This is a genomic window from Modicisalibacter coralii (assembly GCF_004117855.1).
GTDB lineage: Bacteria > Pseudomonadota > Gammaproteobacteria > Pseudomonadales > Halomonadaceae > Modicisalibacter > Modicisalibacter coralii.
In genome coordinates this window covers 189,300-214,475 of record NZ_QWBW01000006.1, presented here as the reverse complement: position 1 = coordinate 214,475, position 25,176 = coordinate 189,300, and the positions used below count along the sequence as shown (strand labels likewise).

Here is a 25,176-nt window from a genome sequence, read left to right as displayed (position 1 = left end):
ACGCGCTGTCGGTGAACGAACGACGCCGGGCGGGGCCCGGCGTCGCGTGACGATGTCGCGGTGGGCTCAGAAGCGCCAGCCGGCCGATGCGGTGAAGGAGTCGATCTGGTAGTCGCTGTCGAAATCGTAGCGTTCGTATTCGGCTCGGATCAGGAAGGGGTCCAGGTTGAACTGGGCGCCGACGCCGTAGACCGGGTCGGTACCGTCCTGATCTTCCAGATCGACGTTGGCGTTGCCCAGGTTGCCGTCGACGTCGGTCTCCCACTTGGCGATACCCGCCTTGGCGAAGGCGGTGAACCAGGAGGTGATCGGTAACTGGCCGACCGCGCTCACCCCGTAGGCGCTGGACTCGAGATCGGTGTTGGCGCCGTTGTTGCCTTCCAGGCGCGTACGGCCCAGATCGGCGTAGAACACTTCGGTGGCGAAGTAGGGGTTGAACTCATAGCCGACGAAGCCCTTGAAGACGTTGTCGTCGTCGTCGACATCGAAATCCTCGCTGCCGGACTCGATGAAGTTGTCGATCTCGTCGTCGTCATTCTTCAGCGAACTGAAACCGGTGCCGATCCCCAGATACAGCCCCTTGCCGTCGTCGGCGGCGAGGGCCGGCGTGGCGGCGACGAGCAGGCCGGTGGTGGCCAGTGAGGCGGTCAGCAGTGTCCTGATGGTCATGCGTGTTCTCCTTGAAAGCAGCGTCGCGGGTCGCGAGCGGTGCGTGGGAAGACTCGCGAAGCCCGAGCAGCGGTGGCTGATTCGTTGGCGTTCGGAGTGGCATCCTGCCAATGACATGCGATGTGACACACGGTTGAACGAGACGTCATGAAATTAAGTCGAACGCTGTTCGATATCAAGTATCGCGAGGTAACGCCTTGTAAGCGTTCGTATAAAAAAAGCGCCCCGCACGGGGCGGGGCGCTTCGGTCATCGATTGACGATGTTGCGAGCATCGGAATCGAAGGATCAGGCTTCCTCGACGAGAGGAATCACGTTGGAGGCCGCCTTCTGGAACTCCTCGATCTCGTGGAAGTTCATGTAGCGGTAGATCTCCCCGGCCATGGCGTTGAACTCGCCCATGTAGCCCTGGTATTCCTCGACGGTCGGCAGGCGACCCACGACCGCCGCCACGGCGGCCAGTTCGGCGGAGGCCAGGTAGACGTTGGCCCCGTCGCCCAGACGGTTGGGGAAGTTGCGAGTCGAGGTCGACACCACGGTGGACTTGGGCGCCACGCGCGCCTGGTTGCCCATGCAAAGCGAGCAGCCGGGCATTTCCATGCGCGCACCGGCACGACCGTAGATGCCGTAGTAGCCCTCTTCCGTCAGCTGATGCTGATCCATCTTGGTCGGCGGTGCAAGCCACAGGCGCGTCTTCAGGCTGCCGGCCGGCTGTTTCTCGAGCAGTTTGCCGGCGGCGCGGAAGTGGCCGATGTTGGTCATGCACGAGCCGATGAAGACTTCGTCGATGGTCTCGCCGGCGACCTCGGAGAGCCGGCGAGCGTCGTCCGGGTCGTTGGGCGCGCAGAGCATCGGCTCGGTGATGGTATCCAGGTCGATCTCGATCACCTCGGCGTATTCGGCGTCGGCATCGGCGCGCATCAGGCTGGGGTTGGCCAGCCATGCTTCCATGCCCTGGATACGCCGCTCGAGGGTGCGACGGTCGCCGTAGCCCTGGTCGATCATCCACTTGAGCAGGGTGATGTTCGACGTGAGGTATTCACTCACGCTGTCTTCCGACAAGGTGATGGTACAACCCGCTGCGCTGCGCTCGGCGGAGGCGTCGGACAGCTCGAAGGCCTGCTCGACGGTGAGATCCTCGAGGCCCTCGATCTCCAGCACGCGGCCGGAGAAGGCGTTCTTCTTGCCGGACTTCTCGACGGTCAGCAGGCCCTGCTGGATGGCCTGGTAGGGGATCGCGTGAACCAGGTCGCGCAGGGTGATCCCCGGCTGGCGCTTGCCCTTGAAACGCACCAGGATCGATTCCGGCATGTCCAGCGGCATGACGCCGGTGGCGGCGGCGAAGGCCACCAGCCCGGAACCCGCCGGGAAGGAGATGCCCATCGGGAAACGGGTGTGCGAATCACCGCCGGTGCCCACGGTGTCGGGCAGCAGCATGCGATTGAGCCAGGAGTGGATGATGCCGTCGCCCGGACGCAGCGAGACGCCGCCGCGGTTCATGATGAAGTCGGGCAGGGTGTGATGGGTCTCGACGTCGACCGGCTTGGGATAGGCGCTGGTGTGGCAGAACGACTGCATCACCAGGTCGGCCTGGAAGCCCAGACAGGCCAGATCCTTGAGCTCGTCGCGGGTCATCGGCCCGGTGGTGTCCTGGGAGCCCACGGTGGTCATCTTCGGCTCGCAGTACATGCCGGGACGCACGCCGTCCATGCCACAGGCCTTGCCGACCATCTTCTGCGCCAGGGTGAAACCGCGGTCGGAATCGGCCGGCTGCTCGGGGGTCTTGAAGACATCGGACGGGCCCAGGCCCAGCTCGCTGCGCGCCTTGTCGGTCAGGCCGCGACCGATGATCAGCGGGATGCGCCCGCCGGCACGCACTTCGTCGAGAATCACGCGGGTCTTGAGCGCGAAGGTGGAGATCACCTCGTCGCTGTCGTGGCGGGTCACCTTGCCGTCATACGGATAGACGTCGATGACGTCGCCCATCTCGAGTCGGGAGACGTCGAACTCGACGGGCAGGGCGCCGGCGTCTTCCATGGTGTTGAAGAAGATCGGCGCGATCTTGCCGCCGAACACGAAGCCCCCGGCGCGCTTGTTGGGCACGTGGGGAATGTCGTCGCCGAAGAACCACAGCACCGAGTTGGTGGCGGACTTGCGCGAGGAGCCGGTACCCACCACGTCGCCGACGTAGGCCACCGGATGGCCCTTGGCCTTGACCGCCTCGATCTGGGCCAGCGGGCCCTTGCTACCCGGCGTCTCGGGCTCGATGCCGTCACGCGGGTTCTTGAGCATGGCGTTGGCGTGCAGCGGGATGTCGGGGCGCGACCAGGCGTCGGGGGCGGGGGAAAGGTCGTCGGTGTTGGTTTCGCCGGGGACCTTGAACACCGTCAGGGTGATCTTTTCGGCCAGCGCCGGCTTGGCCAGGAACCATTCGGCATCGGCCCAGGACTGCAACACGTCCTTGGCCACGGCGTTGCCGGCCTTGGCGCGTTCGGCGACGTCATGAAAGGCGTCGAACATCAACAGCGTGTGCTTGAGCTGCTCGCCGGCTTCCTTGGCCAGGGTCTCGTCGTCGAGCAGTTCGACCAGGGTGGCGATGTTGTAGCCGCCCTGCATGGTCCCCAGCAGCTTGACCGCGTGCACCTTGTCGAGCAGCGGCGATTCGGCGTCGCCCTTGGCGATGGCGGTCAGGAAACCGGCCTTCACATAGGCTGCCTCGTCGACGCCGGGAGGAACGCGGTCGGTGATCAGTTCGAGCAGGAACTGTTCCTCGCCGGCCGGCGGGTTCTTGAGCAGTTCGACCAGTTCGGCGGTCTGCTCGGCGTTGAGCGGCTTCGGCGGGACGCCTTCGGCAGCGCGTTCCTCGACATGTTGGCGGTAGGCTTCAAGCACGTTGGGGACCCTCATCGATTATCGGAATCCAGCAGGGGCAGGAAATGGGGGGTGATCGTCCGTGAACATCGCGGTTTTCCTGCGTCCTCCGGCCCTGTCTGAGCCGCGCGCATTCTACGGGAAACTGTCGACAATGTTAAGTCGGGCGCTGCCGGGCCCGTCCCGGCGCCAGACTATCGTCGGTCGTCGAGTGCCGCGTTACCATGGGGCGTCTTGCCGGAGGTGCCATGTCAAAACGAATCGTCTCGCCCTGCGTCGGGCTCTGTTCCACCACGGTCGGCGACACGGTGTGTCGCGGTTGCCAGCGCAACGACATCGAGATCCGTGACTGGTTCCGCTACGACGACGACGAGCGTCGCGCCGCCATGCAGCGCCTGGACGCCTGGCGCGAGACGGCGGCCGGGCGCTATCTGCGGGTCACCGATGCCGACCAGCTGCAGGCTCAGCTCGAGCGCCACCGCATTCGCTTTCGCCACGATCAGCCGTCGCTGTCGCGCGCCGTCGAACTGCTGCGCGTGGGCCGCGACCGGATTCGCGACATCCGCCGTTACGGCCTGGAGCCGAGGGGTCAAGGAAACGGCCTGGCGGCCGATGAACTCCATGAGGCGATATCGCGAACGCTGATGGCCCAGGCGCGGGCCCACCGGCAGAGTCTCGATACCGATCCATCCACGACGTGAACGCTCATGCCCGATACCTGTGAAACCCTGTTGCCCGCGGACCTGCAGGCCTTCCTGCCGTGCCCCACGCCCGATGCCTGGGTCGCGGCGGCGCTCGCCAATCCGTCACTGTTGCTGATCGACCACGCCCAGTGCGAGAAGAAGGCCGCCTCGACGGCGATGAGCCTGATGTATCGCTACGTCGACCGGCCGTTGCTGCTGGTCAAGATGTCGCAGCTGGCCCGCGAGGAACTCCTGCATTTCGAGCAGGTGGTCAAGCTGATGGAGGCCCGCGGCGTCGACTACCGGCATATCGGGGCCTCGCGCTACGCCGAGGGGCTGCGCCGCCACGTGGCGCGGGAGGACCCGGAGCGGCTGATCGACGTCCTGATCGTCGGCGCCCTCATCGAGGCGCGCTCCTGTGAACGCTTCGCGCGGCTGATTCCGCACCTGGACGATGAACTTGCCAAGTTCTACCGCTCTCTGGTTAAGTCGGAAGGGCGGCACTATGAGGATTACCTGATGTTGGCCCGGCGTTTCGCGGTATCGCCGATCGAGTCACGCATCGCCTTCTTCGCCGAACGCGAGCGCGAGCTGATCGAATCGCCCGACGACATGTTTCGGTTCCACAGCGGAATACCCGCGGTGGCTTGAGGGAGAGCACAGGGAAGGGGTGCTCGCTGTCGCTGACAGAACGACGCAGGAACTGATAACAATGGCACGGACTTTCTCCGGCACTACCCAGTTGACGCTGTTCGGTCATTTCTCGCTGTGTCTGGGCGAGGACACCCTCACCCAGTTCAGCTACGACAAGGTCAAGGCGTTGCTGGTTCACCTGCTGCTGCAGGGCCAGCCCGTCAATCGTGCCGCGCTGGCCGAGCTGCTGTGGCCCGATCAGGGCCTTTCCTCGGGACGTACCAATCTGCGTCATGCCCTGCATTGCCTGCGCCAGAGCCTGGGCGACGAGGCCGACAGGACGCTCAGCGTCTCGCGCCAGACCATCGCCTTCGAGCTGCCGAGCGACTGGGGGTTCGATCTGCGGCGCCTGGATACCCTGATTGCCGAGCCGGCCGATGTCGCGCACCTCGAGCACGTGCTGACGCTCTATCGTGGCGACCTCGTCGAGGACCTGCAACTCGCCCAATGTGCGGAATATCAACGCTGGCTGGTTCGCGTCCGTGGCGAGTGGCGTCAGCGGGTGCTGGGCTATGCCGAACAGGTGCTGGAGAGCGGCGAGGAGGTGCCCGGCAACCTGCTGCGGACCCTGGTCAGCCGCTTTTCCGGCTATGCGCCTTTCCACGAGCGGTTGATCCGCCAGCTCATCGAGCAGGGGCAGTCGGCCGCGGCCCACGAAGAGTACAACGCCTATCTGCAACTGCTGGCGCTGTCCGGTCAGCAGCCCGAGCCGAGCATTCTCCAACTGGCGCGCTACTGGTCGGATGGCGGCAGCGAAGGACGGCCGGTGACCCCTCAGGGCGCCTATTCGCGGACCCTGGCCGACGACTCCCGGCCGTTGCACGACGACGAGATCGAGCACCGCCAGCTATCGGTGATGGCGATCCGGCTGCGGCTGCGTGGCGAATGGGAGGAACGCGGCGAGGCCCGGGACTGCCTGGCGCTGCAGATCGAGCTGCTGCGCTGGCTCGAGCGTCAATGCCATCATCTGGGTGGCTTCTGGCTGCCCGGCGCCACCGGCGGCCTGGGCCTGGCCTGTTTCGGGACGCACGGGCCGGCACACCAGCTCGCCGAACTGGTGGCGCTCTACGAACATTGTCGGCGTGCGCTGCCCGACGAGATCGCACAGCACTGGCGCGGTGAGGGCGACGCGCCGCGCTTCGAACTGGCGGCGGGGCTCGACAGCGGGCGGGTGCTCTACCTGCCCGAACGGCAACTGGTCGACCCGCTGGGCCAGGTCACGCAGCGGTCGCTGGAGTTGATGAGCGCGGCCGAAGGCAGTGAGCTGGTGATCTCCCAGGACGCCAGCCAGCACATGCCGCCGGCGCTCGATCTGCAACCGCGGCTGTCGTCGCGCCTGCTGGCCAGCGACGGCAAGGTGCGTCTGCGGGCGCTGGTGCTGGGCGCCGACGAGGGCGGGCGCAGCACGATTCCCCCCAGCCTGATCGGCCGCGAGAGCCCCCTGCGCAAGCTGCGCGATGCCCTGGCCCGGGCCGGTCTGGGGTTGCGCCAGAGCCTGCTGGTCCAGGGGGCCTCGGGCATGGGCAAGTCGGCCCTGATGGTCAATTTCCGCCAGCGGGTGCAAAGCGAGGACGTCTCGCTGTGCTGGCAGTCGACCACGCGCATGTCGATGCAGGAACCGTTCGGTCTGGCGCGCATGCTGCTGCGCTGGCGCTGTGGCGAGGGCTACGACGGCGACAACGTCAATCGCCTGCTGGTCGAGCAGCATGACGAGGCGGTGGTCGAGGATCCCTCGCATTGTCAGTTGCTGCACCAGGCGCTGGGGCTGGCCACGATCGATGATACGGCGGCCGTCGCCCAGAGCGGCGAGGCGGTCGAACTGCTGGTCGGGGTGCTGCATCGGCTGATCGAGCGCGCCACCGCCGACAAGCCGCTGGTGCTGATGATCGACGATCTGCAGTGGATCGACGAGCCGTCGTTGAAACTGCTTTGTGGTCTACAGGCCCGGTTGCCCATCAATTGCGGTTTCCTGCTCGTCGCCAGCCATCACGGCCGCGAGCCACTGCCCGTCAAGCTCCACTGGGATCAGCAGATCGTGCTCGACAAGCTCGACGCGATGCAGTCCGCGCGCCTGCTTTCGCAGCTGGCGCGTCGCTATCGTCTGCATCTCAGTCCACGCTTGCGCGGTCAGCTCATCGAGCGTTGTGAAGGGGTGCCGCTCTACCTGCAGGAGATCTGCCGGCGCCTCGACATGGACCGCCGCGAAGGTCGCAAGGTCCAGGTCGACGAGTTGCCTCGCGGGTTGCTGGGGCTGCTGGCCAGCCGTATCGATCAGCTCGACGGCGATCGGCACGTCACCCATGTGGCGGCGGTGCTGGGGCGGCAGTTTCGCTTCGACTTTCTCCGCGAGTGCAGCCAGGTCGACACCGATCGGCTCAAGCAGGCACTGGACCACATGCGCCGGCTGGAGATCATCGAGCGCTGCGACGCCCACAGCGAATACGAGTATCAGTTCACGCATCCGCTGCTCCAGGAGGCCGCCTACCTGTCCTGTCCGCGGGACGTGCGCACGCGCATTCACCAGCAGGTGGTGGGGCTGATCGAGGAGCGTTTCCCGATGTGGATCAGCCGCCATCCCGGGGATTTCGCCACCCATCTGCGGCGCAGCGGGCACTACACGCGTGGGGCGCGCTACTTCGAGCTGGCGGCGCGCGAGGCACTCAAGGTTAGCGCCAATCGCACCGCGCTGCGCATGGCCGACCTGGGGCTGGCCAGCCTGCGTCAGGTGGAGGGACAGGCCGAGCGCGAGATCAGTCTGCTGACCGTGCGCGGCCAGGCTGCCTTCGCCCTGGAAGGGCACGGCTCGCCCACCGCCCACGAGAGTTTCGTCAAGGCGCGGGAGCTCATCGACTGTGCCCCCGGCGACGACGAGGAGACCGAGCTCGAGCAGCGTTTCCTGGTCAAGTGGGGGCTCTGGGTCGGCTGCAGCCAGCGTTTCGCGCATGCCGATGCCTTTTCTCTGGCCTCGGCGATGGCCGCCGTGGCCGGGCAGTTGCCCGATCCCCGCTATCGTCGCCTGGCCGATTATGCCCGGGCCCATTGCGAGTACTGGGCGGGGCGGGTGCGTCAGGCCCACGACCATCTCGAGGAGATCGACCCGCTCCATCAACCCATGATGCTCGAGTGGTTGCCGTTCTCCGATCACCCTCAGGTGGCCGCGTCCTGCTATCAGGGCTGGGCGATGTGCCTGCGTGGCGATTACCGCCGCGCCGAGCAGCAGGTCGAGGCGGCGATCCGTCTCGCCGAGGCGTTCAACCACCCCGGCTCGCTGGCGCTGGCGCTGCTGAGCGCCGCGTCGACCTATCGCCAACTGGGCCATGTCCACCTGGCGGGGGCGCGTGCCGAGCGGGCTCTCGAGCTGACGCGCACGCCGGATCTGCATCTCTGGCACGTGACCGCCCAGTGTGCGCTGGGTTGGCATCGCGCCCTGACCGGGGATCGTGCCGGGCTGACGATGATCGAGTCGGGACTCGAGGAGTTTGCCGAGCTGGTCGGCCGCGATCGCCATCAGCGGCCGATGCTGTGGTACGTCGATGCCTGCATGGCGCTGGACGAGTTGACGCTGGCCGAAGATTACCTCGATCAGTGTCTGATGATGGCGCGTGAGCGCAACGTGCTCTTCGTCCCGGAGCTGTCGATTCAACTGGCGCGGGTCTACCAGCGCCTGGAGCGCTCGCCGGAGATGATTCGCCGCCTGGTCGAGCAGGCCATCGAGCAGGCCCGCGAACACGACAACGTGCATCATCAGTTGCATGCCCTGGAGTTCTGGCTGGAGAGCGTGGCGCCGGGCGACGAACGGGCGGGTGAAACGCTGCGTCACATGCTCGGTGAAATCACCCAGACCGATGCGCCGGTGCTGCTGCGCTGGCGAACTCTGCTCGACCAGCAGCTATCCAGTTCGGCGGCCTTCGAGTCCTGAGCGCGTTGTGCCGCCGGCTCGCCGGCGGCACAACGCGCTGGGCCGGGTGGCGCGTCTGGCCAGCCGGCGGATCAGGCGTCGAGCGGGAAGTCGCGCAGCACCGGTTCGCCGTCTGCCTCGACGCGGATCTCCCAGCCGCGATCGGGCTGCCAGTCGCCGAGCACGATCCGTCGTGCCGGCTCGCCGGCGATTTCGAGCGCATGCACGGCCGGGCGGTGGGTGTGGCCGTGGATCAGCGTGCTAACCCCGTGCTCGGCCATCACGCGTGTCACCTCCTCGGGGGTGACGTCCATGATGTCCTCGGCCTTGTTGGAGTTGGCCTCGCCGGACTGACGGCGCAGGTCCTGCGCCAGCGCCAGGCGCTGTTCGACGGGCAGGGCGAGGATCTGTGCCTGCCATTTGGGATCGCGTGCCTTGGCGCGAAACGCCATGTAGGCGGCGTCGCGCGTGCACAGGCTGTCGCCGTGCATGAGCAGCACGCGTTCGCCGCCGAGATCGATGCTGATCGGGTCGGGGAGCAGGGTCGTGCCGGTCGCCTCGGCGAAGCCCTCACCGATCAGGAAGTCGCGGTTGCCGTGCATGAAATAGAGCCGCGTTCCCGTGTCGCTCAGGCGGCGCAGGGCGTCGAGGATCGTCGCCTCGAAGTCGCCCTGGTAGTCGTCGCCGATCCAGGCTTCGAACAGGTCGCCGAGAATGTACAGGGCGTCGGCGCCGGCGGCGTGCTCGGTCAGGTAGCGCTTGAAACCCTCGGCGATGTCGGGGGCCTGGGGATGCAGGTGCAGGTCGGAGATCAGCAGTGTCGTCATGGGTGGTCGACGGTCGGTGGATGAGGCTGGCTCGAGGCGGCCCGTGAGCACGGGCCGCAGGCGGTGTCAGTCGCGGATCTCGGCGCGCTGGATCACGACGTCCTCGGCGGGCACGTCGGCATGCATGCCGCGACGGGTGGTGGGCACGGCGCGGATCTTGTCGACCACGTCCATTCCGGCGACGACCTGGCCGAAGACGCAGTAGCCCCAGCCCTGCAGGTTCTTGCCGCGATGATCGAGGAAGTCGTTGTCGGCGACGTTGATGAAGAACTGCGCGGTCGCCGAGTGCGGATCCTGGGTACGGGCCATGGCCACGCTGCCCTTGCGGTTCTTCAGGCCGTTGTCGGCCTCGTTCTCGATCGGCTCGCGGGTGGGCTTCTGGGAGAAGTCGCTGTCGAAGCCGCCGCCCTGAACCATGAAACCATCGATCACCCGGTGGAAGAGGGTGTCGTCGAAGTGGCCGTCGCGGACGTACTGTTCGAAGTTGGCCGCGGTCTTGGGCGCGTTGTCGTGATCGAGTTCCAGGTGGATCTCGCCGTAGTTGGTCTGCAGGACGATCATGGGAGCTTTCCGAACTGTCTGGATGGTGCGCCTTGGCGAAGCGCGCTGGCGTCACGCTATAATAGCCGCTTTCGAGCGACGCGCGAAGCCGTCGGCTTCAAACCGCGCGCGACACCCGAACATCAAGAGGTTCTCCGACGTCCCATGACCCACGAGAGTAGCAGCGCCCCGAACTTCATCCGCAACCAGATTCGCGAGGAAGTCGACGCGGGTACGGTGGACACCGTCGTCACCCGGTTTCCGCCGGAACCCAACGGCTTTCTGCACATCGGCCATGCCAAGTCGATCTGCCTGAACTTCGGGATCGCCGAGCAGTTCGGCGGGGACTGCCACCTGCGCTTCGACGACACCAACCCGGCCAAGGAGGAACAAGCCTACATCGACGCCATCAAGGCCGATGTCGAATGGCTGGGCTTTCGCTGGGCCGGCGAGGTGCGCTATGCCTCGGACTATTTCGATCGGCTCTACGCCTGGGCCCAGCATCTGGTGCGCGAGGGCAAGGCCTATGTCGACGATCTGTCGCCGGACGAGATTCGCGAATACCGGGGGACGCTGACCGAGCCGGGGCGGCCGAGCCCCTATCGCGACCGTTCGGCCGACGAGAACCTCGATCTGCTCGAGCGGATGCGGCGTGGCGAATTCGCCGAGGGCGAGAAGGTGCTGCGCGCCAAGATCGACATGGCTTCGCCCAACATCAATCTGCGCGATCCGATTCTCTATCGTATCCGCCATGCCAGCCATCATCAGACCGGCGACAAGTGGAAGATCTACCCCTCGTACGACTTCACGCATGGCCAGTCGGATGCCCTCGAGGGCGTCACGCATTCGATCTGCACCCTGGAGTTCGAGGATCATCGGCCGCTCTACGAGTGGTTCCTGGACAACCTGCCGGTGCCCAGTCGCCCGCGCCAGATCGAGTTCGCGCGGCTCAACCTCAACTACACCGTGACCTCGAAGCGCAAGCTCAAGCTGCTGGTCGACGAAGGGGTGGTGGATGGCTGGGACGACCCGCGCATGCCGACCATCTCGGGCATGCGGCGGCGCGGCTACACGCCGGCCTCGATCCGCAAGTTCTGCGAGATGATCGGCGTGACCCGTGCCGAGGGCGGCATGGTCGACATCGCCATGCTCTACCACGCGATCCGCTCCGATCTCGAGGACAACGCGCCGCGGGCGATGTGCGTGCTCAAACCGCTCAAGGTGGTGCTGACCAACGTAGCCGAGGATCATGACGAGGTCTTCGAGGTGGCGGGACATCCCGCCCGTGACGACATGGGCGTGCGTCGTCTGCCGTTGACCCGCGAGATCTGGATCGACGCCGACGATTTCATGGAGGAGCCGCCCAAGAAGTTCTTCCGCCTGGCGCCGGGCAAGGAGGTGCGCCTGCGCAACGCCTACGTGATTCGCTGCGACGAGGTGATCAAGGGGGCTGACGGCGAGATCGAGGAGCTGCGTTGCTCGGTCGACTTCGACACCCTCGGCAAGAACCCGGAAGGGCGCAAGGTCAAGGGTGTGATCCACTGGGTCAGCGCCGCGCACGCGGTGCCGGTCGAGGTGCGTCTCTACGACAACCTTTTCCAGGTCGAGGCCCCCGACAGGGACCGCGACGTCGACTTCCTCGAGCATCTCAACGACGCGTCGCTGAGCGTGGTCGAAGGCTACGCCGAGCCGAGCCTGGCCGATATCGCCCCGGAGGCGCGCTATCAGTTCGAGCGGGTGGGCTACTTCTGCGCCGACCGCTATGCCGTCGCCGAGGGCAAGCGGGTCTTCAACCGCATCGTCGGACTCAAGGACACCTGGGCCAAGATCCAGAAGAAGGGCTGAGCATGCAGATCTACAACACCCTGACTCGTACCAAGGAAACCTTCGTTCCGCTCGAGCCGGGCAAGATCCGCATGTACGTCTGCGGGATCACTGTCTACGACTACTGCCACATCGGCCACGCCCGGGTGATGGTCGCCTTCGACGTGATCACCCGCTACCTGCGCTCGCGGGGCTTCGAGGTGACCTATGTGCGCAACATCACCGACATCGACGACAAGATCCTCAAGCGCGCCGAGGATAACGGCGAGTCGATCGCCGCGCTCACCGAACGCATGATCGCCGCCATGCACGAGGACGAGGGGCGTCTCGGCGTGCTGCGTCCCGATCTCGAGCCGCGCGCCACCGGCCACGTCGACGCGATCACGGCGATGATCGCGACGCTGATCGACAAGGGCTATGCCTATCGGGCCGACAATGGCGACGTCTACTACCGGGTGCGCCGCTTCGCCGACTACGGCAAGCTCAACAATCGCGACCTCGACGAGATGCGCGCCGGCGCCCGGGTCGACGTCGAGGCGCACAAGGAGGATCCGCTCGACTTCGTGCTGTGGAAGGCGGCCAAGCCCAATGAGGCGAGCTGGCCCTCGCCCTGGGGTGAAGGGCGCCCGGGCTGGCACATCGAGTGCTCGGCGATGTCCACGCGCTGCCTGGGCGAGACCTTCGACATCCATGGCGGCGGGCCGGACCTGACCTTCCCGCACCACGAGAACGAGATCGCCCAGAGCGAGGCGGCAACCGGCAAGCATTACGTCAATACCTGGATGCACGCCGGAGCGGTGCGCGTCGATCAGCAGAAGATGTCCAAGTCGCTTGGCAACTTCTTCACCATTCGTGACGTGCTGGCGGTGCACGACCCGGAAGTGGTGCGCTATCTGCTGGTGGCGAGCCACTACCGCAGTCCGATCAATTATGCGCCGGACGCGCTCGACGACGCGCGCCGTTCGCTGGAGCGCTTCTACAACGCGCTGGCGGGTGTCGAGGCGATCGAGGGCGAGGTCGACACCGACCATGCCGCGCGCTTCACGGCGGCGATGGACGACGACTTCAATACTCCCGAGGCCCTGGCGGTGCTCTTCGACCTGGCGCGCGAGCTCAACCGCGCCAAGGCCGACGGTGACGAGCGGGCCGCGGCGCTGGCCTTCGAGCTCAAGCGGCTCGGGGGTATCCTGGGGCTCTTCGGTCAGCAGCCGGAAGCCTTCCTGCAGGGGGGCGAGTCGGCGCTGCCGTTGCCGGAAGCGGAAATCGCTGCGCGCATCGCTGCGCGTGCCGAGGCCAAGAAGGCCCGGAACTTCGCCGAGGCCGACCGCATTCGCGACGAGCTGGCGGCGCTAGGCATCGTGCTCAAGGATTCCCGCGAGGGCACGACCTGGGTACTGGATCGATAAGCGGTATCGCCGCCGGCCGACACAAGAAACCGCGCCTCGTCAGCGCGGTTTCTTGTGCCTCGCAGGTCTCTCGGCCGGGTCAGGCCTCGTGGGGCTCGTGGCGCGGCGTGCCGAGGCGCACGATCATTGCCTCGACCATTTCGGCCGAGTGACGGGCCGCCTGATCGATGAAGGCGGTGAAGGAGAGGTTGGATTCCTTGCCGGCGATGTCCGACAGCGCGCGAATCACCACGAAGGGGCAGCCGTAGAGATGGCAGGTCTGGGCGATGGCGGCGGCTTCCATCTCGGCGGCGAGCATCGTCGGGAAGCGTCCACGGGTGCGCTCGACGGCGTCCGGACAGGCCATGAAGGCATCGCCGGTGGCGATCAGGCCTTCGTGAACACGCAGGTGGCCGAGGCCCTCGATGCACTCTCTGGCCACGCGCACCAGGCGCTCGTCCGGGAGGTAGGCGGCGGGCATCTGCGGCACCTGACCGTGCTCGTAGCCGAAGACCACGGCATCGACGTCGTGATGGCGCACCTCGCTGGAGATCACCACGTCGCCCACCTCGAGGCCGGCGCCGAAGCCGCCCGCCGAGCCGGTGTTGATGATCGCCTCGGGGTGGTACATGTCGAGCAGCAAGGTAGTGCCGATGGCGGCGTTGACCTTGCCGATGCCCGACTGCAGGATCACCACCTCGACGCCCTGCAGGCGGCCGATGTAGAACGTCGAGCCGACGTGATGGCGGATTTCGCAGCCTTCCAGGCGCGAGGCCAGCAGCGCGACCTCTTCCTGCATGGCGCCGATGATGCCGATCTTGTGCATGCGCTGAATCGTCTCCCGTCGCGGCTCAGGCAAAGACCTGACCCCATTCGTCACGTTTGGCGAGGAAGTCGCGGGCGAGCTGCTGGGCGCCTTCCAGGCTGTGGCTGGCCGCCCAGCCGCACTGCATCTCGTTGCAGGCGGGGACCTCGTCGGCGTCGAGGATGTCCTTCAGGGTGGCCTCGAGCAGGTCGAGCACGCCGTCATAGTCGTCGTGGTTGAGCATGGCGACGTAGAAGCCGGTCTGGCAGCCCATCGGGCTGATGTCGACCACCTTGTCGCTGTGATTGCGCGAGAGCTCCGCCATCAGGTGCTCGAGCGAGTGCAGGGCGGGCATCTCCATGTGCGCCTGATTGGGCTGGCAGAAACGCATGTCGTACTTGTGAATGCTGTCGCCGTGCTCGCCGGTCTTGACGCCGGCCAGGCGGACATAGGGGGCCTTGACCTTGGTGTGGTCGAGGTTGAAGCTCTCGACGTTCATCTGATCGCTCATCCAGGACTCCACGGGTTGCTGTTGAAGGATCGGGTAATTCGTTAGGGGCGAAATTATATACGTTCAGTCCCGGCTCTGCATGGCGTCGTGCAGCTCGGCCGCGAAGAGGGTGTTCTCGAGCAGCGACGCCACGGTCATCGGCCCGACGCCGCCCGGCACCGGCGTGATCAGGCTGGCGCGCTCGGCGGCCGGGGCGAATTCGACGTCGCCGACCAGCTGGCCGTCGTCCTGGCGATTGATGCCCACGTCGATCACCACGGCGCCGGGTTTGACCCATTCGCCCTTGACCAGATCGGGAATGCCCACCGCCACCACCAGAATATCGGCACGTTCCACATGTGACTTGAGGTCCCGGGTGAAACGGTGGCAGACGGTAGTGGTGCTGCCGGCCAGCATCAGTTCCAGCGCCATCGGGCGGCCGACGATGTTGGAGGCGCCGACGATGGTGGCGTCGAGTCCGCGGACCTTGACGCCGCTTTCCTGGAGCAGGGTCATCACCCCCTTGGGTGTGCAGGGGCGCAGGACCGGCAGGCGCTGCGCGAGCCGCCCGAGATTGTAGGGATGAAAGCCGTCGACGTCCTTGTCGGGGTGGATGCGCTCGAGAATCGGCCGGGCGTCGAGGTGATCCGGCAGGGGGAGTTGCACCAGGATGCCGTCCACGGCCGGGTCGGCATTGAGGCGATCGACCAGCTGCTCCAGCTCGCTCTGGCGGGTGTCGGCCGGCAACGAATGACGAAAGGACAGAATGCCCGCCTTGTCGCACGCCTTGTGCTTGTTGCGGACGTAGACTTCCGAGGCCGGGTCTTCGCCGACCAGGACCACGGCGAGGCCGGGGACCCGGGCCCCCGACTCACGGCGGGCTTCGACCTGTCGGGCGACCTGTTGGCGGACGTGCGCGGCAATGGCCTTGCCATCGATCAATTGGGCGGTCATCGGGGATTCCTTTGATACTTGGCGGCGCTGGGACGGAGCCGAGAAAGAAAGGCGCTGATTTTCGCATGCAATGCCCGCCAGTCAAAGCGGCCGATAGCGAGGGTGTTCGCTAAAGGCTTGACCCGCGGAGGAAGTTGCGTAAAATATGCAGCGCTTGACGAGGCCCGGTGGCAAGCGTCAAGGCCGTGTATCTCGCCGGCGGGGTATAGCGCAGTCTGGTAGCGCGCCTGCTTTGGGAGCAGGATGTCGGGGGTTCAAATCCCTCTACCCCGACCATCTGTTGCAGGCAGGTTGGCCCGCTTCAGCTGGAACTCGCGCCGTAGTGAACGAAGCGGCGGTGTGAGAGCTAGGCCATGGCAAAGCGCGCCTATAGCTCAACCGGATAGAGCAACGGCCTTCTAAGCCGTAGGTTGCAGGTTCGAGTCCTGCTGGGCGCGCCAGATTGGTGGCCGGCTGGCCCGGGAACCCGCACCTTGGGGTCTCGTCGAACGATCGATGCAGGACAATGGTGGATGTAGCTCAGTGGTAGAGCCCCGGATTGTGGCTCCGGTGGTCGTGGGTTCGATCCCCATCATCCACCCCATTCGCCTGCTTCGATGCTAGCGCCTGATACGAGTCGTGGTGGATGTAGCTCAGTGGTAGAGCCCCGGATTGTGGCTCCGGTGGTCGTGGGTTCGATCCCCATCATCCACCCCATCTCGTCGGCGTGCGTTTTTCCTTCCCTCTTCCTGTTTTGCCTTCGACAACGACGGACTTCGCCCACGCGTGGTGCGTAGGTGCAGTCGGGCCGTTTGCGTCTTGTCGGCGCGTATCTCCAGTCCCGCTTCGGGATATTCGTGCCTCATCCCTTGCAAGTGGTGCCTTGCGTCCCCATATCCGGGTCAAAGGTTGGGCGCGCTTGCCAGGGCGCGCGGGGATTCTTAAAATCCTCTTCTTTTGAACGCACTTCACAAGCCCTAGTCGGTAGAGGACCATTCATGCAAGTTTCCGTCGAAACGACTTCCCCGATCGAACGCCGCGTCACGGTGCAGATACCGGCCGACGAGGTCGATCAGGCCGTCAGCGAACGCCTCAAGGATACCGCCCAGCGCGTCCGTCTGAACGGGTTCCGTCAGGGCAGAGTGCCGATGGCGGTCGTGAAGCAGCGTTACGGGCGTGACGTGCGCAACGAAGTGGTCGGCGAAATGATGCGCCAGCACTACGTCCGTGCGATCACCGAGCAGAGCCTCAACCCCGCGGGCTACCCCTCCATCGAGCCGACCGTCGACGAGACCGGTAAGGATCTGGAGTTCATCGCCACGCTGGAGGTCTATCCCGAGATCGCCCTGAACGGCATCGAGGGTGCCGAGGTCGAGCGCCCGGTCGCCGAGGTGACCGATGCCGACATCGACCAGATGATCGAGACGCTGCGCAAGCAGAATGCCTCCTGGGAAGCCGTCGACCGCGAAGCCGCCGAGGGCGATCAGGTCAAGATCGACTTCCAGGGCTTCATCGGTGACGAGCCGTTCGAGGGTGGCGAGGCCGAAGGTCACGAGCTGGTGCTGGGCTCCGACAGCTTCATTCCGGGCTTCGAGGATCAGCTGGTCGGCACCAAGGCCGGCGACGAGACCGAGATCCGGGTGACCTTCCCGGAAGACTATCAGGCAGAGCACCTGGCGGGTCAGGAAGCGACCTTCAAGGTCAAGGTCCACCAGGTCAGCGAGCAGCAGCTTCCCGAAGTCGACGCCGCCTTCGTCGAACGTTTCGGCGTCGAGAACGGCGATCTCGAGCAGTTCCGCGCCGAAGTGCGCAAGAACATGGAGCGCGAGATCAAGCAGGCCGTCGACAACCGGGTCAAGCAGCAGGTGCTCGAGGCGCTTCAGCGCGCCAACGACATCCCGGTGCCGGCCTCGCTGATCGAGCAGGAAACCGATGCGCTCAAGCGCCAGGCTGCCCAGCAGTTCGGCCTGGGCGATGACTTCGATGTCTCGCAGCTGCCCAACGAACTGTTCGCCGATCAGGCCAAGAGCCGGGTACAGGTCGGTCTGCTGCTCGGCAAGGTGATCGAGGATCACGAGCTCGACGCCAGCGACGACGAGATCAAGACCAAGGTCGAGGAACTCGCGCAGCAGTACCAGCAGCCCGAGCAGGTCGTCGAGTACTACCTCAAGGACGAGCAGATGAAGAACCAGGTCAAGTCCGCCGTCCTCGAGGAGAAGGCGGTTGACAAGCTGCTTGGCCAGGCACAGGTTAAGGACGTCGAGATGTCCTACGAGCAGGCGCTTCAGGCCGCCCAGCAGCAGGGCGGTGCCGAAGACGAGGACGGCGAGGAGCCGGCCGACGATAAAGCCTGACTGCGTTGCGGCTGACTGGCGCTGACCCGGCCTCGTGCCGGGTCTCTAGTCACTGAACCGTCACATCGACGACGTGGTAGAGCTATCCAATCACCGGATTGAAGGGTGTCACGCAATGGGCAACGAGTTCGATATTCAAAACGCCGGCGGCCTGGTCCCGATGGTCGTCGAGCAGAGCGCGCGCGGTGAGCGGGCGTACGACATCTACTCCCGCCTGCTCAAGGAGCGTGTAATCTTCCTGGTGGGTCCGGTGGAAGACTACATGGCCAACCTGGTGGTGGCGCAGCTGCTGTTCCTCGAGTCCGAGAACCCGGACAAGGACATCCACTTGTACATCAACTCGCCGGGCGGCTCGGTGACTGCGGGGATGTCGATCTACGACACCATGCAGTTCGTCAAGCCCGATGTGTCCACCGTCTGCCTGGGGCAGGCGGCCAGCATGGGGGCGTTGCTGCTCGCCGGCGGCACGGCGGGCAAGCGCTTCTGCCTGCCGCATTCGCGGATGATGATCCATCAGCCGCTCGGCGGCTATCAGGGGCAGGCCTCGGATATCGAGATCCACACCAAGGAAATTCTCAATATCCGCCATAAACTGAATCAGATCCTGGCCGATCATACCGGACAGGACATCGGTACCATCGCCAAGGATACCGACCGCGACAATTTCATGGACGGACATCAGGCGGTGGAGTATGGCCTGATCGACGCGGTGCTGGATAAGCGTCCGGCATCCTGATAGCGTAAATCCTATCCATGCATATCCTGGCGGTCCGTGCGGGCCGCCGCCGTAAAGAGGTACGCGAATGGCCGACGGCAAAGGCAAGGACGAGGGCAAGCTGCTGTATTGCTCGTTCTGTGGCAAGAACCAGAATGAGGTACGCAAGCTGATTGCGGGTCCCTCCGTCTATATCTGCGACGAATGTGTCGACTTGTGCAACGACATCATTCGCGAGGAAGTCCTCGAGGCCGATGCAGAGGGCGACGAGGATCGCCTGCCGGCTCCGCGTGAGATCCGCAACACTCTCGACGACTACGTGATCGGCCAGGACCGCGCCAAGATGGTGCTGTCGGTGGCCGTCTACAACCATTACAAGCGCCTGCGGGCCGGGGTGAAGTCCGAAGACGTCGAACTCGGCAAGTCCAACATCCTGCTGATCGGCCCGACGGGCAGCGGCAAGACCCTGCTGGCCGAGACGCTGGCGCGGTTGCTGAACGTGCCCTTCACCATCGCCGACGCGACCACGCTGACCGAGGCGGGCTACGTGGGCGAGGACGTCGAGAACATCATCCAGAAGCTGCTGCAGAAGTGCGACTACGATGTCGATAAGGCCCAGAAGGGGATCGTCTACATCGACGAGATCGACAAGATCTCGCGCAAGTCGGACAACCCGTCGATCACCCGGGACGTCTCGGGCGAGGGCGTGCAGCAGGCCCTGCTCAAGCTGATCGAGGGGACCACGGCATCGGTGCCGCCTCAGGGGGGGCGCAAGCATCCCCAGCAGGAGTTCCTGCAGGTCGATACCGGCAACATCCTGTTCATCGTCGGCGGGGCTTTCGCCGGTTTGGACAAGGTGATCCGCGATCGCGCCGAGAAGGGTGGCATCGGCTTCAACGCCTCGGTGAAGAGCAAGGATACCGACAAGGGCGTGGGTGACATCCTGGCCGGTGTCGAGCCGGAGGATCTGGTCAAGTTCGGTCTGATCCCCGAGTTCGTCGGGCGTCTGCCGGTGATCGCCACGCTCACCGAGCTGACCGAGGATGCGCTGATCGAGATCCTCACCCAGCCGAAGAACTCGCTGATCAAGCAGTACGCGAAGCTCTTCGAGATGGAGAACGTGGAGCTCGACTTCCGCGAAGACGCCCTGCGTGCCGTGGCGCGCAAGGCCATGGCGCGCAAGACCGGGGCACGCGGGCTGCGCTCGATTCTCGAGTCGGTGCTGCTCGATACCATGTACGAGGTACCGTCGCTGGAAGGCGTGACCAAGGTGGTGATCGACGATTCGGTCATCGCCGGCGAGAGTGATCCCCTGTTGATCTACTCCTCGCAGGACGAAGGCAAGGTCGCCAACAAGGACGGCTGAGCCGTTCGCGATCCAGTGGGGGCCGCAAGGCCCCCTTTTCGTTTCTGCCCCGGCGCCGGTTGCAAAACCCGCTCGCCGCCCCCATCTTCCGTACCAGCCTGAGCCGCCCGGGCGGCCCAACCATCCGATTCGTGAGGAACTGTCTGCAATGCAGCAGAACACCCAACAGACACAGAGTCTGCCCCTTCTTCCTCTGCGGGATGTCGTCGTCTACCCGCAGATGGTGATCCCGCTCTTTGTCGGGCGCGAGAAGTCCATCCAGGCCCTCGAGGCCGCGATGGAGGCCGACAAGCGGGTGCTCCTGGTCGCGCAGCGCGAGGCCGGGCAGGACGACCCGGAGGTCGGTGACCTGTTCTCGGTGGGCACCGTGGCCGATATCATGCAGCTGCTCAAGCTGCCCGATGGCACCGTCAAGGTGCTGATCGAGGGCACCTCGCGGGCCGACGTGCGTGACGTCAGTCACGCCGACGCCGGTTACAGCATGGCGACGATCTCCCTGCGCGAGAGCCAGCCGCTCTCCGAACGGGAGCAGGAGTCGCTGGTGCGCGTGCTGCTCAACCAGTTCGAGCAGTATGTCAAGCTGTCCAAGAAGGTGCCCAACGAGGTCCTCAATTCGCTCTCGGGCATCGAGGATCCCAGCCGCCTGGTGGACACCATCTGTGCTCACCTGTCGCTGAAGATCGGTGACAAGCAGGAACTGCTCGAGATGGATCGGGTGCGTGATCGCATCGAGCATCTGATGGCGCTGATCGAGTCCGAGATCGACCTGCTGCAGGTCGAGAAGCGGATTCGCTCGCGGGTCAAGGAGCAGATGGAGAAGTCCCAGCGCGAGTACTATCTCAACGAGCAGATGAAGGCCATCCAGAAGGAGATGGGCGAGCTCGAGAACGTGCCCAACGAGGCCGAGAAGTACGAGCAGCTGATCAAGGACTCGGGCATGCCCGCCGAAGCGGCCGAGAAGGCCAACCAGGAACTCGGCAAGCTCAAGATGATGGCGCCGACCTCCGCCGAGGCGACGGTGGTGCGCTCCTACCTCGACTGGCTGGTCTCGGTGCCCTGGAAGAAGCGCACCCGGGTCCGTCACGATCTCGGTCATGCGGTCAAGGTGCTCGACGAGGATCACTATGGCCTCGAGGAGGTCAAGGAGCGCATCCTCGAATACCTGGCGGTCCAGAAGCGGGTCAAGAAGCTCAAGGGGCCGGTACTCTGCCTGGTCGGGCCGCCCGGGGTCGGCAAGACCTCGCTGGGGCAGTCGATCGCTCGCGCCACCAACCGCAAGTACGTGCGTCTGGCGCTGGGCGGGGTGCGCGACGAGTCGGAGATCCGCGGCCATCGGCGTACCTATATCGGCTCGCTGCCCGGCAAGGTCGTCCAGCGCATGAGCAAGGCCGGGGTTCGCAACCCGCTGTTCCTGCTCGACGAGGTCGACAAGCTGGGGATGGACTACCGCGGCGATCCGTCGTCGGCGTTGCTCGAGGTGCTCGACCCCGAACAGAACGACAAGTTCAGCGACCATTACCTGGAGCTGGATTACGATCTGTCCGACGTGATGTTCATCTGCACCGCCAACTCGATGAACATTCCCGGGCCGTTGCTCGATCGCATGGAGGTCATTCGTCTGCCGGGTTACACCGAGGACGAGAAGCTGGCGATCGCCGATCGCTACCTGGTGACCAAGCAGCTCAAGGCCAACGGCCTGAAAGAGGACGAGCTGAGCTTCTCGGACGAGTCGCTCCTGGAGCTGATTCGCTACTATACCCGTGAAGCGGGTGTCCGTGAGCTCGAGCGTCAGATCGCCAAGGTCTGTCGCAAGGTACTGCGCGGGCGTCTCGAGAAGGAGGCCCAGGAAGGTGCGCAGGCGCCGCGGCTGCTGTCGGCGGCCGACATCGAAGAGTATGCTGGCGTGCGCCGCTACAGCTACGGTCTGGCCGATCAGGAGCACCAGGTGGGGCGGGTGACCGGCCTGGCCTGGACCTCCGTGGGCGGCGAGCTGCTCAACATCGAGTCGGTGGTCACGCCCGGCAAGGGGCGTGTCAACAAGACCGGGTCGCTGGGTGACGTCATGAAGGAGTCGGTGGACGCCGCCCACACCGTGGTGCGCGCGCGTGCCGTGCCGATGGGTATCGACCCCGAGCGGTTCGAGAAGGAGGATCTGCACATCCACGTGCCCGAGGGTGCCACGCCCAAGGACGGCCCGAGTGCGGGGATCGCCATGGTGACCGCCATGGTGTCCGCCTATACCGAGCGCCCGGTTCGTTGCGACGTCGCCATGACCGGCGAGGTCAACTTGCGCGGTGAAGTGATGCCCATCGGTGGGCTCAAGGAGAAATTGCTGGCGGCACGGCGCGGTGGTATAAAGACGGTGCTAATTCCAGAGGAGAACCGTCGGGATCTCAAAGAGGTGCCCGACAACGTCAAGGACGCTCTGGAAATACGGCCCGTTCGTTGGATCGACGAGGTGCTCGACGTTGCGCTGGTTGATATTTCCGGCGGTGATGGCGATGATAGCCGACTCGAAGATGCGGCTTCTTCCCGCAGTATGATAAGCACGCATTGACCTGATTTTGTCCTCATGCCGGGGCTGAAACCCCGGTATGGCGGGCCTTGGCGCCGATGGTTGGTTGACAGTCGTTCCTGCACGTTGCTATAAATTGCGTTTTGCTGTGATCGTGCAAAGCCACCCGCGAAATCGCGCCGATTTCCAGTCATTTCCGAAACAGTCAAGGGGTGAAGTGTGAATAAATCCGAGCTGATCGAAGCCATCGCCGCGTCCGCCGATATTCCCAAGGCGGCTGCCAGCCGAGCGCTGGATGCGATGATCGATACTGTGACCGATTCACTGAAGAAAGGCGATTCCGTTGCGCTGGTGGGCTTCGGTACCTTCACCGTCAAGGAGCGCGCGGCGCGTACCGGTCGTAACCCCCAGACCGGCCAGCCGATCGAGATCAGTGCGGCCAAGGTTCCCAGCTTCAAGGCCGGCAAGGCTCTCAAAGACTCGGTCAACTGAGTCTCGTAGCTACAGGATTATCGCGGGGCCTGGCAGCGATTTTCAGGGCGCTGATGACCGACTCATGACGTTGAGCATCCCCACCTTGCCGGTAGCTGCCCCCACGTCCCTGTTGCCAGGCGCATCGCGAAAGCGGTGCGCCTTTTTCGTTCAGGACCACCAGCATCCGAGGCCAGCATGCTGCAACAAATTCGGGATCGCTCCCAGAGTATGGCCGCCAAGGTCATCGTCGGTGCGGTCATCGTCACCCTTGCGTTTTTCGGGATCCAGTCGCTAGTCAGCCTGTTTTCCCAGGGCAGCGATGAGGTTGCCGAGGTCAATGGCGAGCCCATCGGCCGTCAGGCCGTCGAGATGGCGGTGCAGCGAGCGATCCGTTCCGGCCAGGTGCCGGCCGATCAGGAGCGCCAGCTGCGCAGCCAGGTCATCGATCAGATGATCACCCAGACCTTGCTCGACCAATACGCCGACAAGGGCGGCATCTACCTCTCCGATGCCCAGCTCGATCAGGTGATCGTCAACCGCGCGGAATTCCAGGACCAGGACGGCCACTTTTCCGCGGACCTGTTTCGCAACCGCCTGGCCGGTGCCGGCTACACGCCCTTGTCGTTTCGCCGTCAGCTCAAGCAGGATCTGCAACGCCAGCAGGTCCAGCAGGGCCTGATCAGCAGTGAGTTCATGCTCCCCAGCGAGCGCGACGAACTGCTGGCCTTGCAGAACCAGACCCGCAGCTTTCGTTACCATATCCTGAGCAAAGACGACCTGGAACAGCCGGTGAACGTCTCGCCCCAGGATGTCGAACGCTACTATCAGCAGCATCAGGCGCAATTCAAGCGGCCGGAGCAGATCAAGCTCAATTACGTCGTGCTCGATCAGGCAGCGCTGGCCAAGGACGTCGATGTGTCCGACAAGGCCCTGCAAGAGGCCTATCAGAAGCGTCTCGTCGAGGCGCCTCGGCGGATCTCGCACATCATGGTCAGCTTTGGCGACAAACGCACGCGTGATGAGGCCAGGGCCCGCCTGCAGGAGGTCCAGCAGAAGTTGGAGCAGGGACAAAGCTTCAGCGACCTGGCGGCAGAGTATTCCGACGATGCCACCTCCGCCGACAAGGGCGGTGACCTGGGGGTGATCAATCGTGGCTTCTTCGGCAAGGCGTTCGAGGATGCGGCCTTTTCACTGGACAAGGGGCAGGTTTCAGGCATCGTCGCCACCGACAACGGCCTGCATCTGCTCAAGGCGACGGCAATCGACGCGCCGTCGTTCGACGAGATGCGCGACGAACTGCGCCAGCAACTCGCGCTGGACAAGGCCAAGGACCGCTTCAACGAGCAGGCCCAGAAACTGATCGACCAGAGCTTTTCCGCCGACGATCTGCAAGGTGTCGCCAAGGACCTGGGGCTCGAGATCCAGCACAGTGGCTGGGTCTCGCGCGACGACGTCACCGGGGTGCTTGCCGAGCCAGGCGTCATGGAGGCCGCCTTCCAGCCGGACGTGCTCGACAAGGGCTACAACAGCGACGTGATCGAGCTCGACGATCAACGGCGTCTGGTGCTGCGTGTCGCCGATCATCGTCAGGCGACGACCCTGCCGCTGGACGAGGTTCGCGATCAGGCACGAGCCGCGGTCGAGGCCGACATGACCCGCGACGCCTTGCAGGCACGGGCCGCCGAACTGGCCAAGGCCTTCGAATCCGGGCAGGCGCCGTCTCTCGACTGGCAATCGGTCAACGCCGTCACGCGCCATGCGTCGGGCGAGACTCAGGTGCCGAAGCCGGTTCTCGAGCAGGCCTTCCGCCTGCCGCAGCCGAGCAGCGGCAAGCCGGTCTTCGGGCGGGCGAACACCGAGTCAGGGGTGGCCCTGATCGCGCTGGACAAGGTCAAATCCAGTGATGCCGCCTCGGGGGACGCGTCCGGCGACGGGCAGTTCGTCGTCCAGTTGGCCGATCGGCTCAGGGCGCAGGCCGCCATTCAGGGGCTGCTGGAGTCGCTGCGCAACGATGCCGAGATCGACCGGCGCTAGCGCCGGATCATCGGGAACGCAAAAAGGCGCGGCTCAGGCCGCGCCTTTTTCGTTCCCGGTTGGGGCGTGGTCCGCACCGGTTTCGGTGAGGTGGTGCCGGC

General features: G+C 65.0%; 18 protein-coding genes and 4 tRNA genes. 15 read left to right on the top strand and 7 right to left on the bottom strand.

What is annotated here, in order from left to right; all coding sequences use genetic code 11:
• Window positions 1–66 precede the first annotated feature (66 nt).
• Window positions 67–669, bottom strand: a complete 603-nt coding sequence (locus D0901_RS01510; protein ID WP_129138517.1) for a porin family protein — start codon at window positions 667–669, stop codon at window positions 67–69.
• Window positions 670–956: 287 nt separating this feature from the next.
• A complete protein-coding gene (gene acnB, locus D0901_RS01505; RefSeq protein ID WP_129138516.1) occupies window positions 957–3,560 on the bottom strand; it encodes a bifunctional aconitate hydratase 2/2-methylisocitrate dehydratase in 2,604 nt (867 codons plus the stop codon).
• Between the two features lie 227 nt (window positions 3,561–3,787).
• On the opposite strand from acnB, the gene D0901_RS01500 reads away from it, so the two are divergent.
• The 3 genes from D0901_RS01500 (at window position 3,788) to D0901_RS01490 (ending at window position 8,834) form a co-directional block, all read left to right on the top strand.
• Entirely contained in the window at window positions 3,788–4,240 is a 453-nt protein-coding gene (locus D0901_RS01500) for a DUF1289 domain-containing protein (RefSeq protein WP_129138515.1), read from the top strand.
• Window positions 4,241–4,246: 6 nt separating this feature from the next.
• A complete protein-coding gene (locus D0901_RS01495; RefSeq protein ID WP_129138514.1) occupies window positions 4,247–4,873 on the top strand; it encodes a MiaE family protein in 627 nt (208 codons plus the stop codon).
• Window positions 4,874–4,934: 61 nt separating this feature from the next.
• Window positions 4,935–8,834 (top strand): ATP-binding protein, encoded by a 3,900-nt coding sequence (locus D0901_RS01490; protein WP_129138513.1) that lies wholly within the window; start codon window positions 4,935–4,937, stop codon window positions 8,832–8,834.
• A 71-nt stretch (window positions 8,835–8,905) separates the two neighbouring features.
• Here D0901_RS01490 and D0901_RS01485 read toward each other — a convergent pair whose 3' ends face one another.
• Window positions 8,906–9,640 (bottom strand): UDP-2,3-diacylglucosamine diphosphatase, encoded by a 735-nt coding sequence (locus D0901_RS01485; RefSeq protein WP_129138512.1) that lies wholly within the window; start codon window positions 9,638–9,640, stop codon window positions 8,906–8,908.
• A gap of 66 nt (window positions 9,641–9,706) precedes the next feature.
• Complete coding sequence (locus tag D0901_RS01480) at window positions 9,707–10,201, bottom strand: peptidylprolyl isomerase (protein WP_129138511.1); 495 nt, start codon at window positions 10,199–10,201, stop codon at window positions 9,707–9,709.
• A gap of 144 nt (window positions 10,202–10,345) precedes the next feature.
• Here D0901_RS01480 and D0901_RS01475 point away from each other — a divergent pair, with 144 nt between their 5' ends.
• Together D0901_RS01475 and cysS are read left to right on the top strand one after the other, a co-directional pair.
• Window positions 10,346–12,025, top strand: a complete 1,680-nt coding sequence (locus D0901_RS01475) for a glutamine--tRNA ligase/YqeY domain fusion protein (RefSeq protein WP_129138510.1) — start codon at window positions 10,346–10,348, stop codon at window positions 12,023–12,025.
• A gap of 2 nt (window positions 12,026–12,027) precedes the next feature.
• Window positions 12,028–13,410, top strand: coding sequence for a cysteine--tRNA ligase (cysS, locus tag D0901_RS01470; RefSeq protein ID WP_129138509.1), 1,383 nt, complete (start codon window positions 12,028–12,030; stop codon window positions 13,408–13,410).
• A 79-nt stretch (window positions 13,411–13,489) separates the two neighbouring features.
• Here the strand turns inward: cysS and mtnN are convergent, their stop codons facing one another.
• From mtnN to folD, 3 genes are all read right to left on the bottom strand, one after another.
• Window positions 13,490–14,215, bottom strand: a complete 726-nt coding sequence (gene mtnN / locus D0901_RS01465; RefSeq protein ID WP_129138508.1) for a 5'-methylthioadenosine/S-adenosylhomocysteine nucleosidase — start codon at window positions 14,213–14,215, stop codon at window positions 13,490–13,492.
• Window positions 14,216–14,240: 25 nt separating this feature from the next.
• On the bottom strand, window positions 14,241–14,705 hold the full coding sequence (locus D0901_RS01460; RefSeq protein ID WP_129138507.1) for an S-ribosylhomocysteine lyase: 465 nt from the start codon (window positions 14,703–14,705) through the stop codon (window positions 14,241–14,243).
• Window positions 14,706–14,768: 63 nt separating this feature from the next.
• Window positions 14,769–15,638 (bottom strand): bifunctional methylenetetrahydrofolate dehydrogenase/methenyltetrahydrofolate cyclohydrolase FolD, encoded by an 870-nt coding sequence (folD, locus tag D0901_RS01455; RefSeq protein ID WP_129138506.1) that lies wholly within the window; start codon window positions 15,636–15,638, stop codon window positions 14,769–14,771.
• 199 nt (window positions 15,639–15,837) lie between these two features.
• Between folD and D0901_RS01450 the strand changes: the two genes are divergently transcribed.
• From D0901_RS01450 to D0901_RS01405, 10 genes are all read left to right on the top strand, one after another.
• Window positions 15,838–15,914: transfer RNA gene (locus D0901_RS01450), tRNA-Pro, on the top strand.
• 87 nt (window positions 15,915–16,001) lie between these two features.
• Window positions 16,002–16,078 (top strand) — tRNA-Arg (locus D0901_RS01445).
• A gap of 68 nt (window positions 16,079–16,146) precedes the next feature.
• A tRNA-His gene (locus tag D0901_RS01440) sits at window positions 16,147–16,221 on the top strand.
• A gap of 38 nt (window positions 16,222–16,259) precedes the next feature.
• A tRNA-His gene (locus D0901_RS01435) sits at window positions 16,260–16,334 on the top strand.
• Between the two features lie 281 nt (window positions 16,335–16,615).
• A complete protein-coding gene (tig, locus tag D0901_RS01430; RefSeq protein ID WP_129138505.1) occupies window positions 16,616–17,971 on the top strand; it encodes a trigger factor in 1,356 nt (451 codons plus the stop codon).
• 115 nt (window positions 17,972–18,086) lie between these two features.
• A complete protein-coding gene (gene clpP / locus D0901_RS01425) occupies window positions 18,087–18,707 on the top strand; it encodes an ATP-dependent Clp endopeptidase proteolytic subunit ClpP (RefSeq protein WP_129138504.1) in 621 nt (206 codons plus the stop codon).
• Window positions 18,708–18,774: 67 nt separating this feature from the next.
• Window positions 18,775–20,052, top strand: a complete 1,278-nt coding sequence (gene clpX, locus D0901_RS01420; RefSeq protein ID WP_129138503.1) for an ATP-dependent Clp protease ATP-binding subunit ClpX — start codon at window positions 18,775–18,777, stop codon at window positions 20,050–20,052.
• A 148-nt stretch (window positions 20,053–20,200) separates the two neighbouring features.
• Complete coding sequence (gene lon, locus D0901_RS01415; protein WP_129138502.1) at window positions 20,201–22,609, top strand: endopeptidase La; 2,409 nt, start codon at window positions 20,201–20,203, stop codon at window positions 22,607–22,609.
• Between the two features lie 177 nt (window positions 22,610–22,786).
• On the top strand, window positions 22,787–23,059 hold the full coding sequence (hupB, locus tag D0901_RS01410; protein WP_129138501.1) for a nucleoid-associated protein HU-beta: 273 nt from the start codon (window positions 22,787–22,789) through the stop codon (window positions 23,057–23,059).
• Window positions 23,060–23,236: 177 nt separating this feature from the next.
• A complete protein-coding gene (locus tag D0901_RS01405) occupies window positions 23,237–25,075 on the top strand; it encodes a SurA N-terminal domain-containing protein (RefSeq protein WP_129138500.1) in 1,839 nt (612 codons plus the stop codon).
• Window positions 25,076–25,176 lie beyond the last annotated feature (101 nt).